This window comes from Flavobacterium frigidarium DSM 17623, assembly GCF_000425505.1.
In the GTDB taxonomy this organism is placed as follows: domain Bacteria; phylum Bacteroidota; class Bacteroidia; order Flavobacteriales; family Flavobacteriaceae; genus Flavobacterium; species Flavobacterium frigidarium.
In genome coordinates, this window is record NZ_AUDO01000014.1 from 45,088 (window position 1) to 61,558 (window position 16,471).

General features: G+C 34.2%; 13 protein-coding genes. 4 read left to right on the top strand and 9 right to left on the bottom strand.

The genetic code is table 11. The features are described from left to right. Window positions 1–6 precede the first annotated feature (6 nt). A complete protein-coding gene (locus tag H603_RS0110050) occupies window positions 7–2,277 on the bottom strand; it encodes a hypothetical protein (protein WP_026708478.1) in 2,271 nt (756 codons plus the stop codon). Continuing rightward, the gene (locus H603_RS0110055; protein ID WP_026708479.1) at window positions 2,237–3,241 is read right to left on the bottom strand and encodes a hypothetical protein; all 1,005 of its coding nucleotides are present in this window, start codon (window positions 3,239–3,241) and stop codon (window positions 2,237–2,239) included. Before H603_RS0110055 ends, H603_RS0110050 begins: the two co-directional genes overlap by 41 nt. Window positions 3,242–3,425: 184 nt before the next feature. On the opposite strand from H603_RS0110055, the gene H603_RS0110060 reads away from it, so the two are divergent. Continuing rightward, complete coding sequence (locus tag H603_RS0110060; protein WP_026708480.1) at window positions 3,426–5,090, top strand: Ig-like domain-containing protein; 1,665 nt, start codon at window positions 3,426–3,428, stop codon at window positions 5,088–5,090. Here H603_RS0110060 and H603_RS0110065 read toward each other — a convergent pair. The 5 genes from H603_RS0110065 to H603_RS0110085 form a co-directional block, all read right to left on the bottom strand. Beyond that, window positions 5,087–5,854 (bottom strand): amidohydrolase, encoded by a 768-nt coding sequence (locus H603_RS0110065; protein WP_026708481.1) that lies wholly within the window; start codon window positions 5,852–5,854, stop codon window positions 5,087–5,089. The genes H603_RS0110060 and H603_RS0110065 overlap by 4 nt on opposite strands. Window positions 5,855–6,317: 463 nt before the next feature. Continuing rightward, window positions 6,318–7,064, bottom strand: a complete 747-nt coding sequence (locus H603_RS0110070) for a succinate dehydrogenase/fumarate reductase iron-sulfur subunit (protein WP_026708482.1) — start codon at window positions 7,062–7,064, stop codon at window positions 6,318–6,320. Window positions 7,065–7,108: 44 nt separating this feature from the next. Next, window positions 7,109–7,435, bottom strand: coding sequence for a four helix bundle protein (locus H603_RS16695; protein ID WP_316930270.1), 327 nt, complete (start codon window positions 7,433–7,435; stop codon window positions 7,109–7,111). 75 nt (window positions 7,436–7,510) lie between these two features. Further along, window positions 7,511–9,511, bottom strand: coding sequence for a fumarate reductase/succinate dehydrogenase flavoprotein subunit (locus H603_RS0110080; protein WP_026708483.1), 2,001 nt, complete (start codon window positions 9,509–9,511; stop codon window positions 7,511–7,513). Between the two features lie 12 nt (window positions 9,512–9,523). Further along, entirely contained in the window at window positions 9,524–10,189 is a 666-nt protein-coding gene (locus H603_RS0110085; RefSeq protein WP_026708484.1) for a succinate dehydrogenase cytochrome b subunit, read from the bottom strand. Window positions 10,190–10,746: 557 nt separating this feature from the next. Here H603_RS0110085 and H603_RS0110090 point away from each other — a divergent pair. Further along, a complete protein-coding gene (locus H603_RS0110090) occupies window positions 10,747–12,039 on the top strand; it encodes an aminopeptidase P family protein (protein WP_026708485.1) in 1,293 nt (430 codons plus the stop codon). 396 nt (window positions 12,040–12,435) lie between these two features. Beyond that, the gene (locus tag H603_RS0110095) at window positions 12,436–13,236 is read left to right on the top strand and encodes a TIGR00266 family protein (RefSeq protein WP_026708486.1); all 801 of its coding nucleotides are present in this window, start codon (window positions 12,436–12,438) and stop codon (window positions 13,234–13,236) included. A 74-nt stretch (window positions 13,237–13,310) separates the two neighbouring features. On the opposite strand, the gene H603_RS17320 is transcribed toward H603_RS0110095, so the two are convergent. Continuing rightward, a complete protein-coding gene (locus tag H603_RS17320; protein WP_084157737.1) occupies window positions 13,311–14,510 on the bottom strand; it encodes an AbiH family protein in 1,200 nt (399 codons plus the stop codon). Between the two features lie 276 nt (window positions 14,511–14,786). Here H603_RS17320 and H603_RS0110105 point away from each other — a divergent pair, with 276 nt between their 5' ends. Next, complete coding sequence (locus H603_RS0110105; RefSeq protein ID WP_026708488.1) at window positions 14,787–15,569, top strand: alpha/beta fold hydrolase; 783 nt, start codon at window positions 14,787–14,789, stop codon at window positions 15,567–15,569. On the opposite strand, the gene H603_RS0110110 is transcribed toward H603_RS0110105, so the two are convergent. Next, a complete protein-coding gene (locus H603_RS0110110; RefSeq protein WP_026708489.1) occupies window positions 15,556–16,236 on the bottom strand; it encodes an ATP-binding cassette domain-containing protein in 681 nt (226 codons plus the stop codon). The genes H603_RS0110105 and H603_RS0110110 overlap by 14 nt on opposite strands. Window positions 16,237–16,471: the final 235 nt, after the last annotated feature.

Below are 16,471 nucleotides of genomic sequence, written 5' to 3' on the forward strand. Positions count from 1 at the left end.
TTTTGCTTATTTAGTGGCATTCATTGTGTACGTATCAAAATACCCGCATTCGTTAATCACTTCTTGATAATACTGAGTATCAGAATATTCTTCTCGCAAGGCCTTAAAACTATCCCATGCTTTAAAGTTTACTTCACTATCATAAATATCCCACCAGCCCTTATCTTGAAAATAGTAATTTGTATTGTAATAATCATTACGTTCACACTTGCTAATCATGTATAAGCATTTTGCTTTTTGTTCTTTGCTGCTAGCTGCCTCAAATGCTTGCTTGTAATATCGCTTAGCGGTACTGCAATCCACAATCATTTTCATCATTTGCGTTCTAAAATTTGTAGGACTCGATCCTGAACCAACTATGGCACCTTCATGATATATGCGGGCATTTCCAAAAAATGAAATGTTATAAAATGCATTTCCTAGCAGTAAGCTATTGTTGTAAACATCCTCATTCACTTTTAATTTTTGCTGCATTTCACCAACAATTTTTAAAAATTGTAAGGCAGTAAATTTTCTAGATTGTGGCGCCTGGTGTTCGCAATCATGACAATCTTTAATATTTCCATTGAAGGGGTTAGCCAACAAGATCATGTTTTTCTTCTCAGTTGTATTTTCCAAGTGCGAAATTGCACTATTAATGTTATTTTCAAAGGTCGCTTGAACAGCTTCATAATTCTCGATATCCTCTATTTTAGTGCTATAAATCTTTTGTGCTAAAACTTCCCAAGCTGATTTATTTTCTTTTAAGATAAATTCCTTCATTGCTTGAACATTCCTTTTCGAATCATAAAATTCTTCTTGTGGAGCAAAAATTTCACTCATTACAACATTCTTCTTTTTCGAATAAAGCGTAGCTAAATATTTCTTGCTCCACTCTGTAGCATTATAGTATCTAAATTTTTGGTTTTCACTATTTGGTAGAGTAATGTATAACCAATTTAAATCAGATAAGAGCGCATTTTCTGCTGAGCTACTAATTTTACCAACTTGGCTTAAATTATTTATTAACTGTAGTAATCTCAATTGATTTGAAGCTAATTCTGTTTTAGGCAATTCTGACTTAACACCTTTAAAAGTTTTATCAGCCATGGCGTGCTCCCCCTTCAAGACTTGAAGATAACCCATTGCAATTTTCCACAAATAAGGTTGGTCTGTTTGATTTGATTTGGCAATTTGACTCACTAAAGCATATACTTCAGAATCGACTTTAACGACTTTCTTTTTACCTCCTTCATTGGAATCAGTAGCTGTAACGTTAATCTTATTTTCCTGCTTATTAATCAAACGTGTCAATAAATAATTCAAATGTTCGCTTCCTGGATCTAATTTAAATATTTCCGATACTGCATTTTGCTCGTCTTTGTAGTACCCATGAATGGCCCATAAAGCTGCTTTTTCTTTATTATTTTTGGCTAAAGCCAAAGCGCCATTCCAGTCAGTTTCGTTATTTGGACGAAAACTATAAGTTGCCACCACCCTCATTGTCGGACAATTATCAAATAGCACACTATACATATAATTAGACACAGCATAATTTCCCCTCGAATAATTTACTCCTGCACAATATCCAAAAGCACGATAATACAAAGTGTTTTTCTCCACCTTTTGGGCAGTTTGATTAAAAAAATCAATTGCTTTTTGCTTGTTGTCACTGTAGAAATATGCTTTCATCAACTGAAACCAATACCTATTTTTCATAAAATCATCGGTAGTTGTCGCATACTGTTTTTCAAGAGAACGTATTACTTTCCAATCGGTATAAACTTTTTGATCTGAAGAATCATATTCCCAATAGGATTTTCTTAATGAGGCTGTTTCTGTTTTCTTAGCCAAGGCTAAAAAAGTGATAAAGCGCTTGACCCTCTCATTACCTAATGCTACAGTTGTAGCCCATTTTGCAACAACCTCATTTGATTTTTGAGTAGTATAATAATTATCTAATGCGATAATATCTTGCGCACTTTCTTCTATTAAAAAGAATTTTACCGTTTCTTTAGGCATTGCTTCTTTTAAATAATTTTCCCAGTCGCTAGTGATTTCGTCATTGAATCTTGAATTGTGCCTGTCATCAAAGCCAATTCCGTAGAAAATTTCACCCGATAAAAACAGTGGCGAATATGACTCCTCTACAAATGCTTCTGGCGTAAAATTAGAATTGTAGCTATAATACCAATCATCAAGCCAGTCACCGCCGCCACAAGCTTGAATTACACCATAGGAAAGTAAAAGTACACCACTAAAAATAAGCAGTAATTTTCTTGAAAATGTTTTTATCATAATTTCTAATATTGATTTCGTCTAAGTCGTAAAAAATAATCTCTTTTGCTATATGTTCCGAATTCTCGCTCAAATCCTCGGCCATTTCCTCTAAGTTTGAAGTACTTATTGCTTCGATTTTAACCACATCTCCCTTTTTATAAAAAACACTCTTTTTATAATGAGATTTTAAAACCTCAAAAGAGAATTCATTGATTTGCTTGTAATTTATATCCGAAACTAAATCAGCCGTATTTAATTTATTTCGCAAACCAATCACTCTGCCCTCGCTTATGTGAATTCCCCATGAATATATAGGTAACGCAAAATTTAATGCCATAGGATATTTTTTCAAACTCTTAACATATTTGCTAGCTGTCTCTCGATTGTAAATCGAGTTGAAAGATTCTACCGCAATGGTACCCATGTTGTAATACATCAATACTGCCCTATCAGCATTTGGGATTTTTGTTTTCTCAAAATACTTTACTTGATGCAATCGTATTGTGACTGATATTTGCTTTTTAGACATACGCTTGAAATCTTCGATAAATTGTAAATAGTTATTTTTACTAGTTAAAGTCCAATCGCAATCAATTTGAATTTCAGAACATTCAAGGTTATTTTTTTTATTAATCAAGGCAATAAAATCCATTGTTTTTTTAGCCAAAGCTTTGCTATCAAATCCTTCTTCCAGCATCACTTTATTTTGAATAAAGACAACTGGAACAATAGATGCAACGGTAGGTTTAACTTTAAAATGTATCGGACTTACAGGAAAAACTTCTTTTGTTGAAGGATTTACATCCAAATCAAAATAGCGAATATATAGTTTGCTAACTTTATTTTCACTTAACGCTTCTTGTTCTAAACTAGATAAATCAAAGTTAGTTTTCCAGTAGTAAAAAGACACAGCAGCGTGCTCCTTGCGATCACATGATGCAATAATCAAAATAAAAACAATATAGAGCCAGAAGTTTCTCAACTAAAAAATTTTAATAAGTAGCAAATGTACCATTTTGAAAACTTTTGTCGTGCTCTTCGCCTCATTTTTAAACGAGGTTTTTTACAGCAAATTCATACAAGAAGGATGTGTCCTAATTAATGTATAAAAATTTCGATTACAGAAAATATAATTGTTATTTTGTAGTTATAAATTCAAAGATTTTATGTTCAAGAATTCCGCAATACTTATCTGCATACTTTTAGCGCTGTCATTAACCAATTGTGCCAAAAGAGGTACCATTACAGGTGGTTTAAAAGACACGCTTGCCCCTACCTTAAGAATCAGTTTCCCCGAAAATTTCAACACGCAATTCAAGGGAGACGAAATTAAATTGGTTTTTGACGAATACATCAAACTTACCAATTTAAGCAAGCAGCTGATCATCTCTCCTCCTATGGAGCGTGAACCGTTAATTTTACCTACAACCGCAACTAAGTTCTTGACAATTAAATTAAAAGACACATTAAAACCCAATACAACATACAGCTTTAACTTTGGTCAAAGTATTGCTGATAACAATGAGGGAAACGCCTTGAACCAATTTAAATATGTTTTTTCAACAGGAGATTATATTGACTCGCTATCGTTAAGTGGTAAGGTGAGAGATGCCTACGAAAAAGAAGCAGATGCTTTTATATCTGTGATGTTATATGATATGGATGAAACGTTTAATGACTCTATTGTTTACAATAAATCACCACGTTATATCACTAATACATTAGACAGTTTAAAAACTTTTAAGTTAGAAAATCTAAAAGCGGGTAAATACTTATTAGTCGCAATGAAGGATCAAAATAGCAATAATAAATTTAATCCTAAAGAAGACAAGATAGGATTTTTGAAACAAGTTATTACGGTTCCGAATGACACTGCATACACTGTTGACTTGTTCAAAGAAACCTTAGATCTTAAAACATTCAAACCAACCCAGTCTTCTGGAAACAAATTATTATTAGGGTACAATGGGAAACAAAGCTTTAAAGCTAATCCTCCTAAGGTTACTATTACTAGCAATAAACTAGTAGTTCCTTCTATCGTTACACAAATGCCCGAAAAAGATTCGTTGCAAGTATGGTACAAACCCTTAAAAGCAGATACGTTAGCTGTTAATGTTATGCGAGACAACTACAAAGAAGAGTATATAATAAGAGTAAAAGATCAAAAAAAGGATAGTTTAGACATCAAAGCGCTTCAAAATGGAGTCTTAAATTTTAGAGATCGCTTTACACTAGAAGCCTCTACGCCACTTGTAAAATTTGATAAATCTAAAATCCAGATTCTTTCTAAGGATTCTACCGCCGTTGACTTCACTACAGAATATGATGATTTCAACCAAAAATTTTATTTAGATTTCAAAAAAGAGGTTTCAGAGCAATATAGCGTTTCATTTTTACCAGGAGCTTTAATAGACTTTTTTGAGCAACCTAATGATAGTTTAAATTATAACTTGACAACTAAAACGGCTGCAGATTATGCTAACTTAAGAATACAACTGCAAAATGTAAAACGTTTTCCTGTAATTGTACAGTTAACAAATAGTAAGGGCGATGTGATTGCTTCAGAATATTCAGAGGAAAAAACCACCGTAGATTTTAACTTGGTCGAACCTACCGTATTGACATTGAGACTAATCTACGACGATAATAAAAATGGCATTTACGATACCGGTAGCTACTTACAAAAGCGCTACTCTGAAGAGGTTATATATTCCTCGAAAGAGATAAACATTCATGCCAATTTTGATTGGGAAGAAACTTTTGATGTCAGTTTACCTTACACTCCACCACCAAAAGAAAAAGTTGGTAATAAAAAGAAATCCTCTTTTTAATCTTTGATAGAAAAATAATCTCTATCACTTAAAAAGCGGAACCGATCTCTTGTTTCTACTTGTGTGTTTTTATGTAGAGTAGTGATAAAAACACCTTCGCTGTTAGCAGCTGCAAGAATAGTTTGACCAAGTGCATCAATTATTTGTGATTGTCCGTTATACTCGTGATTATTACCATCAACACCTATTCTATTTACCCCAATGGTGTAACTCATATTTTCTATTGCTCTAGCGACAAGGAGACTATTCCAAGCATGAATACGTTTGCTAGGCCAGTTCGCTACATAAATAAGTAAATCATAATCTTCGGCATTTCTCGAAAAAACAGGAAAACGCAAATCGTAACATACCAGAGGTGCAATGCGCCATCCCTGGTATTCTACAATTAACTTTTCGCCTCCTTTAGCGTATTGTTTTTCCTCACCAGCTAAAGTGAATAAATGTCTCTTGTCATAGAATTGTACTTCTCCGGATGGAAATACAAATAATAGTCGGTTATAAAACACTCCTCCTTCTTCAATCACAAAACTACCGGTTATTGCAGCTTTGTTGGCTTTCGCCAAAGTCTGCATCCACCCTACTGTTTCTCCAGTCATGGTTTCGGCTACGGCAGCAGGATTCATCGTAAAACCTGAAGTGAACATCTCAGGAAGAACAATTAGGTTGATCTCTCCCTTAATTGAGTTTATTTTTTCTTCGAAATTTTCTCTGTTTGCTTGTGGGTTTTCCCAAACTAATACGGATTGGATTATAGCTACTTTCATTTTATAAAATTACTAAAAATTGCCATACTGATCGAATGCTTGACTTGTAAATTACAGCCAAAAATCCTCCTAAAACATAAAGTCTGTATGAAAACATCAAGCAGCTATTATTAATAAAAATTTCGCATGTTCTTTGCGCTACCAGCTAATTAGTAAAGACAATCTAGGAGAACTAACTTTTATTCAGCGATAATTACCTATAAAAACTAAACACTATTTATTAACACTTATTCACAGAAAATAAGTCACTTTTGGCTAATGGCTAATCTCTACTGACTAGTTTGGGTGAGGGATAGCAGAGGAAAGCCCACAGCCCGACAGAGGAGGTGCGAGGACTTGTAACGAATAGCCCGACCGAAGCTTTTGCGGAGGGCACCCCCAAAAACAAAAAACGCATCCAAATAAATGAATGCGTTTTTTGATCATTACCATAAAGCATAAACTTTATGACATTATATTTATGCTATCCTTGAGCACTTGCTGATAAGTATTCTCTGTTCATACGAGCGATGTTTTCTAAGGAAATTCCTTTAGGACATTCAACTTCACATGCTCCAGTATTACTACAGTTACCAAAACCTTCAGCATCCATTTGGTGTACCATATTTAATACACGGTCAGTTGCTTCGATTCTACCTTGTGGTAATAATGCATATTGAGAAACTTTTGCAGCAACGAATAACATTGCTGATGAGTTTTTGCAACTCGCCACACAAGCACCACAACCAATACAAGTTGCAGCATCAAATGCTTCGTCAGCATCTTTTTTAGTAATAGGAATAGAATTGGCATCGATGGTATTACCAGAAGTATTTACAGATATAAATCCTCCTGCATGTTGAATTCTATCAAATGCGCTACGGTTTACAACTAAATCTTTTACTACTGGGAACGCAGCTGCACGGAAAGGCTCGATTGTGATCGTGTCGCCATCCTTAAACATACGCATGTGTAATTGACAAGTTGTTACTCCTCTATCTGGTCCGTGTGCTTCACCGTTGATGTATAATGAACACATTCCGCAAATTCCTTCGCGACAATCGTGGTCAAATGCAACTGGCTCACCACCTTTGCTCATTAAATCTTCATTGAAAACGTCAAGCATTTCAAGGAAAGACATGTCTGGCTCAATTCCGTCGATTTGATAATCAACCATTGCTCCTTTATCTTGGGCGTTTTTTTGACGCCATATTTTTAATGTAAGTTTCATTGTATTTTAGTTTATTAGCCAAAAGTCAAAAGGCAGAAGCTTAACTACTTACTCAATGACTTTATGAAGGCGTTTAACATTTTACTTTCTTCAGTAATAATTTGTGTTAGCTCGTTAAATTTTAAATCTCTTAAAAAATTCAACTCATTTGCAATAATTAATTGTGTTTCTAACTCAAACAAAGAACCTCTAGCAATTTTCAAAAAATGAATATAACTTAAAGTTGAACCTCTACCCCAGCCCTCTGTTATATTAGAAGGAATAGAAACAGCTGATCTTTTTATTTGATTAGTTAAACCAAAGACTTCATCTTTGGGAAAACCTTCAACATTATTGTAAACAACTTTTACAAGTAAAATGCCTTTTGCCAAATCAATAAATCTTTATACGCTTTTATATCGCTCATGATCTCTTACTATTGGCTAGTGGCTTCTTACTCTATACTTTTACTTGTAATTTCTTTGAACTAGTTTAACGGCATCAAATACCAACTCTTCTTTATGTAAAACAGCGTCACTAGGTTTTCCTTTGTACTCCCAAGCAGCAACATAAGCGAAGTTTTCATCGTCACGTTTTGCTTCACCATCTTCAGTTTGGTATTCCTCTCTAAAGTGACCTCCACAAGATTCGTTACGGTGTAAAGCATCTTTAGCAAACAATTCACCTAATTCTAAAAAGTCAGCTACACGAGTTGCTTTTTCTAGCTCTTGGTTGAATCCTTTATCTGTTCCAGGAATTTTTACATCTTTATAAAACTCTTCACGCAAAGCAGCGATTTCATTAATTGCCTCGTTTAATCCTTGAGCATTACGAGCCATTCCAACTTTGTCCCACATGATTTTTCCTAATTTCCTGTGGAAATAGTCAACAGAATGTGTTCCATTGTTATTCATGAATCTATCGATTTGGTCTTTAACTCCTTTTTCTGCAGCAGCAAATTCTGGAGAATCTGTCGAGATAGGACCCATTTTAATATCTGGTGATAAGTAATCTCCTATTGTATATGGCAATACAAAATAACCATCTGCTAAACCTTGCATTAAGGCAGAAGCTCCTAATCTATTTGCACCGTGATCAGAGAAATTTGATTCTCCAATTGAGAAACAACCAGGAATCGTAGTCATTAAGTTATAATCAACCCATGTTCCACCCATTGTGTAGTGAACCGCTGGATAAATCATCATAGGTGAAGTATAAGGATCCTCATCTACAATTTTATAATACATTTGGAACAAGTTCCCGTATTTATTTTTTACAACCTCAGTTCCTAATTTAGTAACTGCTGCAGTATCGCTAACATCAATACCTTTTAAGAAAGCTTGCTCTTTACCGTAACGTTGTATCGCTGCAGCAAAATCCAAGTAAACTGCTTCACCTGTTTTATTTACTCCATAACCGGCATCACATCTTTCTTTTGCAGCACGAGAAGCAACATCTCTAGGAACTAAGTTACCAAAAGCAGGGTATCTTCTTTCTAAGTAGTAATCTCTTTCAGCTTCAGATAAATCAATAGCTTTTTTCTTTCCTTCGCGAATAGCAATAGCATCTTCTAATTTTGCAGGAACCCAAATACGTCCGTCATTACGTAAAGACTCTGACATCAAAGTTAACTTTGATTGGTGGTCTCCAGAAACTGGAATACATGTTGGGTGAATTTGTGTGTAACAAGGATTTGCAAAATATGCTCCTTTTTTATGGATTTTCCATGCTGCAGTAGCATTAGATCCCATTGCATTTGTAGACAAGAAGAAAACGTTACCATATCCACCAGAAGCAATAACTACCGCGTGAGCAGAGTGTCTTTCGATTTCACCTGTAATCAAGTTACGAGCGATAATTCCTCTTGCTTTACCGTTTACGATTACTAAGTCTAGCATCTCGTGACGGTTGTGCATTTTTATTTTTCCACGACCTATTTGACGGTTCATTGCAGAGTAAGCACCTAGTAACAATTGTTGTCCTGTTTGCCCTCTAGCATAAAACGTTCTCGATACTAATGCACCACCAAAAGAACGGTTATCTAATAAACCTCCATATTCACGTGCCAATGGTACCCCTTGAGCAACACACTGGTCAATAATATTTGTTGAAACTTCTGCAAGACGGTGTACGTTAGCTTCACGAGCGCGGTAATCACCACCTTTTACAGTATCGTAAAATAATCTAAAAACAGAATCTCCATCTCCTTGATAATTTTTTGCAGCGTTGATTCCTCCTTGTGCAGCGATTGAGTGCGCACGACGTGGTGAATCTTGAAAACAAAAAGCTTTTACGTTATATCCTAATTCTGCTAATGTGGCAGCAGCTGAACCTCCAGCTAATCCTGTACCAACAATGATAACATCTAAGTTACGTTTGTTTGCAGGATTCACTAAATTAATATGATCTTTATAATCTGTCCATTTATCCGAAATTGGACCATTTGGAATTTTTGAGTCTAATGCCATTATAATTTAATATTAATGATTGAAATGATGAAATAATGCAATAAAAATAAATCCAAAAGGAACGATGAACGCAAACGCTAATCCAAAAGTTCTTAACCCTCTAGAATATTTATTATTGAAACCAACCGATTGAAAAGAAGAACTAAATCCGTGTTTCAAGTGTAGTGCTAACAATACAAAAGAAATACAGTACAAAGCAGTACGCACAGGGCTTTCAAACTTTTCAGCTAATTCATGAAAATATCTAGTTTCATCAAGTGGATTAAAAGCAACATACTTGTAAACCATTTCAGGAAACCAAAAATCGTAAAAGTGTAATCCTAAAAATGCAAGGATCACAGCTCCTGAATAAATCATATTACGAGATGCCCATGAAGAATTTGCAGCACCGTTATTTTTTGCATAAGCAATAGGTCTTGCGCTTCTATTTTGAATTTCTAAAACAAACCCCATAATAAAGTGAAAAATCACTCCTACTATTAAAATAGGCTGAATCACAAATTGTACTAAGGGATTATTTCCCATGAAATGAGAAATCGAATTAAATACGTCGGAACTAAATACCGAAGTCATATTAATGAAAAAGTGCTGTGCTAGAAACAACATCAGAAAAAGTCCTGAAAGCGCCATAGCAACTTTTTTAGCTATTGACGACTTCAATAATGCAGATTTTGCCATAAGATTTGAATAATTTGTTTTAAAAAATATTACAAAAATAAAGCAAATACTCTTGAACTACAACCTTTTCGTTGTTATTTATAATGAGTTTAAAGTGTTTTAACAACCAATTTAATAATCTCTTAAATCATAAGCGCTAACCCATTATAAGACGGTAAGTTAGTTAAACAACTATCAAAAAAGACTTAATTATCTTTTAAAATCAGCCCCAATAATAGCTTTTTATACCCCCTATTTCACCAGCGAAACAATAATTTTAAATTTGCATTCGAATAAAAATAATAAAAACACAAATTTTAACATTTTTGTTTATTTATTTCAGGCATTTTTTAGGCAATCTCGGCTCAAGTTTTGGTCAAGGCCATGCTTATATACTAACGGTAAAATTTGAAATTATTGTCATAGCTATTTTTCATTTTTCAAAACCCAACACTTTACTGTAATTGAGACATAGTCACCATATTGTACTAGCTACAAAGATAAATTAGCGAATTCATAATGAGAAACAATTTAAACTTAGTATTTTTGAGTAATTAAAAGTAAAAACAAGAAACGTTATGAAATACCATCAAATTGACCGTGACTTATTTATAAAAAACCGTGCAAAATTTACGGCTCAGATGAAGCCAAAAAGTGTTGCCGTTTTTAATTCAAATGATATATATCCTATAAGTGCCGATAGTACAATGCCGTTTGAGCAACACCGAGATATTTTTTACCTATCGGGAGTTGATCAGGAAGAGAGCATCTTACTACTATTTCCAGACGCACCTTATGAGAACCAAAGGGAAATTCTTTTTTTAAAAGAAACAAATGACCATATTGCTGTTTGGGAAGGAGAAAAACTAACTAAAGAACGCGCTCTAGAGGTATCAGGAATCAAGAATGTACACTGGTTGCAAGATTTTGATAAGGTATTAAACGAAATGATGACCTATGCTGATACCATGTACATCAATACAAACGAACATTATCGCGCTGCTGTTGAAACAGAAACTCGTGAGGCTCGTTTTGTAAAAAAATGGAAAGAGAAATATCCTGCGCATGCCGTTGCAAAAAGTAATCCTATCCTACAACGCATTCGTTCTATAAAAGAGAGCGAAGAGATTGACTTAATTCAAAAAGCGTGTGACATCACCGAAAAAGGTTTTAGAAGAATCCTTTCCTTTGTAAAACCAAATGTTGCAGAATACGAAATCGAAGCCGAATTTATTCATGAGTTCATTCGCAATCGCTCTAAAGGTTTTGCTTATACGCCAATTATCGCTTCGGGAAACAATGCAAACGTATTGCATTATATCGAAAACAACCAACAATGTAAAGCAGGTGATTTGATCTTGCTAGATGTAGGAGCTGAATACGGAAACTATTCTAGTGATATGACGCGTACGATTCCGGTTTCAGGGAAATTCTCTGATAGACAAAAAGCGGTTTACAACGCGGTTTTGAAAGTAAAAAATGAGGCTACAAAAATGCTTGTTCCAGGAACTTTGTGGAAGCAATATCATATCGAAGTAGGGAAATTAATGACATCTGAATTGCTAGGCTTGGGTCTTCTTGACAAAGCCGATGTGCAAAATGAAAATCCAGAATGGCCCGCTTATAAAAAATATTTCATGCACGGAACTTCACACCACATGGGATTAGACACACATGATTACGGACTATTGACTGAGCCAATGCAAGCTAATATGGTTTTTACCGTAGAGCCTGGAATTTATATTCCTGCTGAAGGTTTTGGGATTCGTCTCGAAGATGATGTCGTAATTCAAGAAAATGGTGAACCGTTCAACTTAATGCGCAACATTCCTATTGAAGTTGACGAAATTGAGAGTTTGATGAACTTGTAAAAAGTTTCAAGTTTAAGGTTTAAAGTGAACAGTCTAGAATATTCTAGGCTGTTTTTTTATGCCCATAATTCAAATTAAATAACATCTAAACGATAAAAAAAATCTTTGGGCGCATCCCGCCTCCGTAAACTCCGGCAGGGTCGGGCTGTACGCTATTAGTCCTCGTCCCTGAAAAACGGGACTGTGGGCTAGCCGCTGCCATCCCTTGCGCATTAAAAGAACGTTAATTCTTCCAAAATAATATTCCTAAAATCGTCACAACATGTAACTTTACAAGACAATTTACGTCATATACTTATTAGACGATAAAGCATTATTTAAAAAGAGTGAATTTCTATTGATAATGGTTTAACGACAAACAAAATCATCTTTTAAAAATCAAATACAATCAAAATTATGACAGCACACGAAATAGATTATGAAATTTTTGGCGAAGAAATGCAATACGTCGAAATCGAATTAGATCCACAAGAAATTGTTATCGCTGAAGCAGGAAGCTTCATGATGATGGACAATAATATCCAAATGCAAACCATCTTTGGTGATGGATCAAGACAACAATCAGGAATCTTTGATAAATTACTTAGCGCCGGTAAAAGAGTTTTAACAGGCGAAAGCATGTTCATGACCGCCTTTATCAACCAGCATCACGGAAAAGGAAAAGTATCATTTGCATCTCCTTACCCAGGGAAAATCCTTCCTATCGACTTAACCGAGTTTCAAGGAAAGTTCATCTGTCAAAAGAGTTCGTTCTTATGTGCCGCAAAAGGAGTTTCTGTTGGAATCGAATTTTCTAAAAAAATAGGCCGCGGTCTTTTTGGTGGTGAAGGTTTCATCATGCAAAAAATTGAAGGTGACGGAATGGCCTTTGTACACTCCGGAGGAACCATGGCCAAAAAAGAATTGAAAGCAGGAGAAATTTTAAAAGTAGATACTGGCTGTATCATCGGTTTCACAAAAGATGTTGATTATGATATCGAATTCATAGGTGGAATCAAAAACTCCATTTTTGGAGGTGAAGGACTGTTCTACGCTACATTGCGCGGTCCCGGAACTGTTTACATTCAGTCATTACCTTTCAGCCGTTTAGCAGATAGAATTATCGCATCAGCACCAAAAGCAGGTGGAGACGGTCGCGGCGAAGGAAGTATCCTTGGCGGATTAGGAAATTTATTAGATGGCGATAATCGTTTTTAATAATTAATTATACTGCAAGGTCTTTAGGATTTTGCAAAATATAAAGAACGACTTTCAGTGATGGAAATCGTTTTTTATTTTAGAGGAAGTTTTATTTGCGGCATAGGTTGACATAGCGATTTATTTACAATTTTCTCTCTCATTAATTTCTTCTTATTGAAATGTCTAGAAATATTTTGAACTACCTCTGTATAATTATCCTTTATTACTAAATCATTCCCATCTTTTACTTGATGAAAAAACACTTTAATTGACCGACAATTATTGTGTTCAAAAACAGTATTTAACAAAGTTCTATCAGATAATCCACAAGAGTGTCCCATGATCAAAACCTGAAATTTACCGCTATCAACAAATCTCAATAAATTATTGTAGTTAGAGTTTTGCAAATATTGAAAAGATTTAAAATTTCGAAGAAATTCATTACTATTAAGGTTTTCAATTAATTTATAATCTTCGTCCATTTCATCCCCAAAACCAAAATTCACTTTATTATCTGTATTGTTGCCTAGAAAACCATGAATGAAATTTACTGAACTATTAACACTATCATCATATTCATTAAGCTTATTATATATGTCAGGAATAGGAGTGTAATTAAAATTTAATATATGTATATTACTGATTAACTGCTCTTTCCTTTCTTTTGCAAAATATTCTTTTATTTCATATACATCTTCATTATCACTAAACTCTTTAAAAATATTGCGCTCGCCACTCAGCACAGAGATAGGCTTTAAGATATTTTGAAATTTTGACCATTCTACATCATCATTTTTTGTAAAATCTAATTTATAGGTGTTAACTACTTTTTCTAATAAATACTTCTCCAATAAATCTTTTACTTGCTTAAATTCTTCATTTAACTTTAAAATTTTCCTGTTCTTTTCTACTTTAGTTGTATTATCTCTAGATATTAATTTTAAATAATCATAATACAAGTTTTCCAAATCTACCCAATTACTAGATGACGAAATATTACATGTGTTTTGAAAAAAATTATTTTTAAAACTATGTTTATTATTATGTCTGAATTTTTTAAATAATTCTTTAATTGATTTGAAATCTTTAATATCATCCTTCGAAAGCTCTTTACTAGAAAACTTTGATTTTAATGCTATCATTTCAAATTTGCAAAACAAATCTTCATACGAAAAATCTATCATCAGTTTTGTAGAAACTGAATTCCAATAATCATCTATAAAATCTTTGTATGAAGTTGGTAATCCATGAGCTAAATCAAATCCGTTTCCTATAATAACAAGTCTGTTCATTTTTATAAATTGCTTTCCTCAAATTTACTGAATTTTATTACAATCTAGCTTTTAAGAAGGTGCTTTAACTAGTTTGTTATCAACAAGACAATAACATTCTCAAAAAATTAGAACCAACTAGGTAGCCCCGATTGTAGCGGCATCCTTTTATCTCTCCCGATAGCTATCGGGAGAGATAAAAGATATAGCGAAAAGCGGGAGGAATCATGAAATATGCACAGTGGCGGTGCTCTTAAAAAAATAAATAAACTTACTTTTGCAGTCTAAAATTTAGATTTGAAAAATACGCAGTACAAAAACACAAACATCGCTTACACAGACACCGGTAAAGGAACGGCAATTGTCTTGCTACATGGTTTTCTAGAAAATCAAAAAATGTGGGAACAATACATTGCACCGTTTTCTAAAAAAAATCGGGTGATTACCATCGATTTATTGGGGCATGGGGCAACAGAATGTCTGGGATATGTGCACAGCATGGAAGACAATGCCGATGCTGTTCAAGCTGTTTTAACTGAATTGCGCATTAGGAAAGCTATTTTTTTAGGCCATTCTATGGGTGGTTATGTTGCCTTAGCTTTTGCTGAATTGTACCCTGATACAGTGAAGGGAATGGTGCTTTTAAATTCGACTGCAAGAGCCGATAGTGACGAGCGCAAATTGAATCGAGATCGGGCAATTAAGGCGGTAAAACAGAGTTATACTACTTTTGTGAGTTTGGCTATCGCTAATTTATTTAGTGAATCTAATCGAGAGCGTTTGCAAAGCGAAATCGAGACTGTAAAAAACGAAGCTTTAAAAACGCCACTTCAGGCAATCGTTGCTTCTCTTGAAGGAATGAAGATTAGGGCAGATCGAGAAGTTTTATTGCACTTGACTCCGTATCCAAAAATGATGATATTAGGGGAGAAAGATCCTGTTTTAAATTATGAGGAAACAAAAATGCAAGTACAAGATACTGAGGTAAAATTAATTACTTTTCCTGATGGACACATGTCTCACATTGAAAACCAAGTAGAACTTACTGAGGTTTTGTTACAATTTTTCAAGAAGGTTTAAAAGCATTCTCACTCAAATAGCCTTTTTCAATGAGTTCCTCTTTGCTGGTAATATGATGTGCTTTTTGGTCTTTTATTATTATTAATTTGGTGGCTAATGCAATCACATTTTCATAGTTGTGATCTGTGATAATAATTCCTTTTTTACTGGCATTTTGTAACAGCAAAGCATTCACTTTTTCGACCATTATTGGCGAGAGTCCGTTATAGGGTTCGTCAAGAAGAATAAATTTGGATTCGTTACATAAAACCAATTTGATCTCGAGATAGCGCAGCTCGCCACCAGAGAGATGACTGATTTTTTTATCTTTTATATTGTGGATAAAATCGTCTTGATAAAATTTTTCGACAGCACTTTTTTCAATCGATAGTTGGATTGCTTTCGCAACAGTTAAGTGTCGTGGAATAAAATTTTCTTGTGAGAGGTAACTAATGTCCCGAAACAAATCGCTGGTTTTGACTTTTACCACATGATCTATGCGAACAAATTTGAAGTCGCATTTCTCGATTCCGAAAATAATTTTTAGTAAAGTCGATTTACCAGATCCGTTACGACCTAGCAATCCTATAATCTCGCCTGTTTCACATTTTAAATACACATCAGAAAGGATGACTCTATTGTCATACTGTTTTTGAACACTGTCGACCTCTAAAAAATGTTTTTTCAAAATAATTTCAGAATAAGGTTAGACAAAAAACTGAATATAATTAAAGTCACAAAATTAAAACACCATGCATACAACCAGAGTTCGGTTTTTGTAATGGCATTATTATAATAGAAAAGATATTCGTTTTTTGAGTTTAGTTCTTTTACCAGCAGACTAACGGCAAATCCTATCGTCAAGAAAGTATATTTAAAAGCAAAAATCCCAAGAAAAAGTACCGGCATAATGCATACAGCCA

Coding starts and splice junctions, on each gene's coding strand:
- H603_RS0110050 (WP_026708478.1), bottom strand. CDS start 2,277: ATGATAAAAACATTTTCAAGAAAATTACTGCTTATTTTTAGTGGTGTA.
- H603_RS0110060 (WP_026708480.1), top strand. CDS start 3,426: ATGTTCAAGAATTCCGCAATACTTATCTGCATACTTTTAGCGCTGTCA.
- H603_RS0110065 (WP_026708481.1), bottom strand. CDS start 5,854: ATGAAAGTAGCTATAATCCAATCCGTATTAGTTTGGGAAAACCCACAA.
- H603_RS0110070 (WP_026708482.1), bottom strand. CDS start 7,064: ATGAAACTTACATTAAAAATATGGCGTCAAAAAAACGCCCAAGATAAA.
- H603_RS0110080 (WP_026708483.1), bottom strand. CDS start 9,511: ATGGCATTAGACTCAAAAATTCCAAATGGTCCAATTTCGGATAAATGG.
- H603_RS0110085 (WP_026708484.1), bottom strand. CDS start 10,189: ATGGCAAAATCTGCATTATTGAAGTCGTCAATAGCTAAAAAAGTTGCT.
- H603_RS0110090 (WP_026708485.1), top strand. CDS start 10,747: ATGAAATACCATCAAATTGACCGTGACTTATTTATAAAAAACCGTGCA.
- H603_RS0110095 (WP_026708486.1), top strand. CDS start 12,436: ATGACAGCACACGAAATAGATTATGAAATTTTTGGCGAAGAAATGCAA.
- H603_RS17320 (WP_084157737.1), bottom strand. CDS start 14,510: ATGAACAGACTTGTTATTATAGGAAACGGATTTGATTTAGCTCATGGA.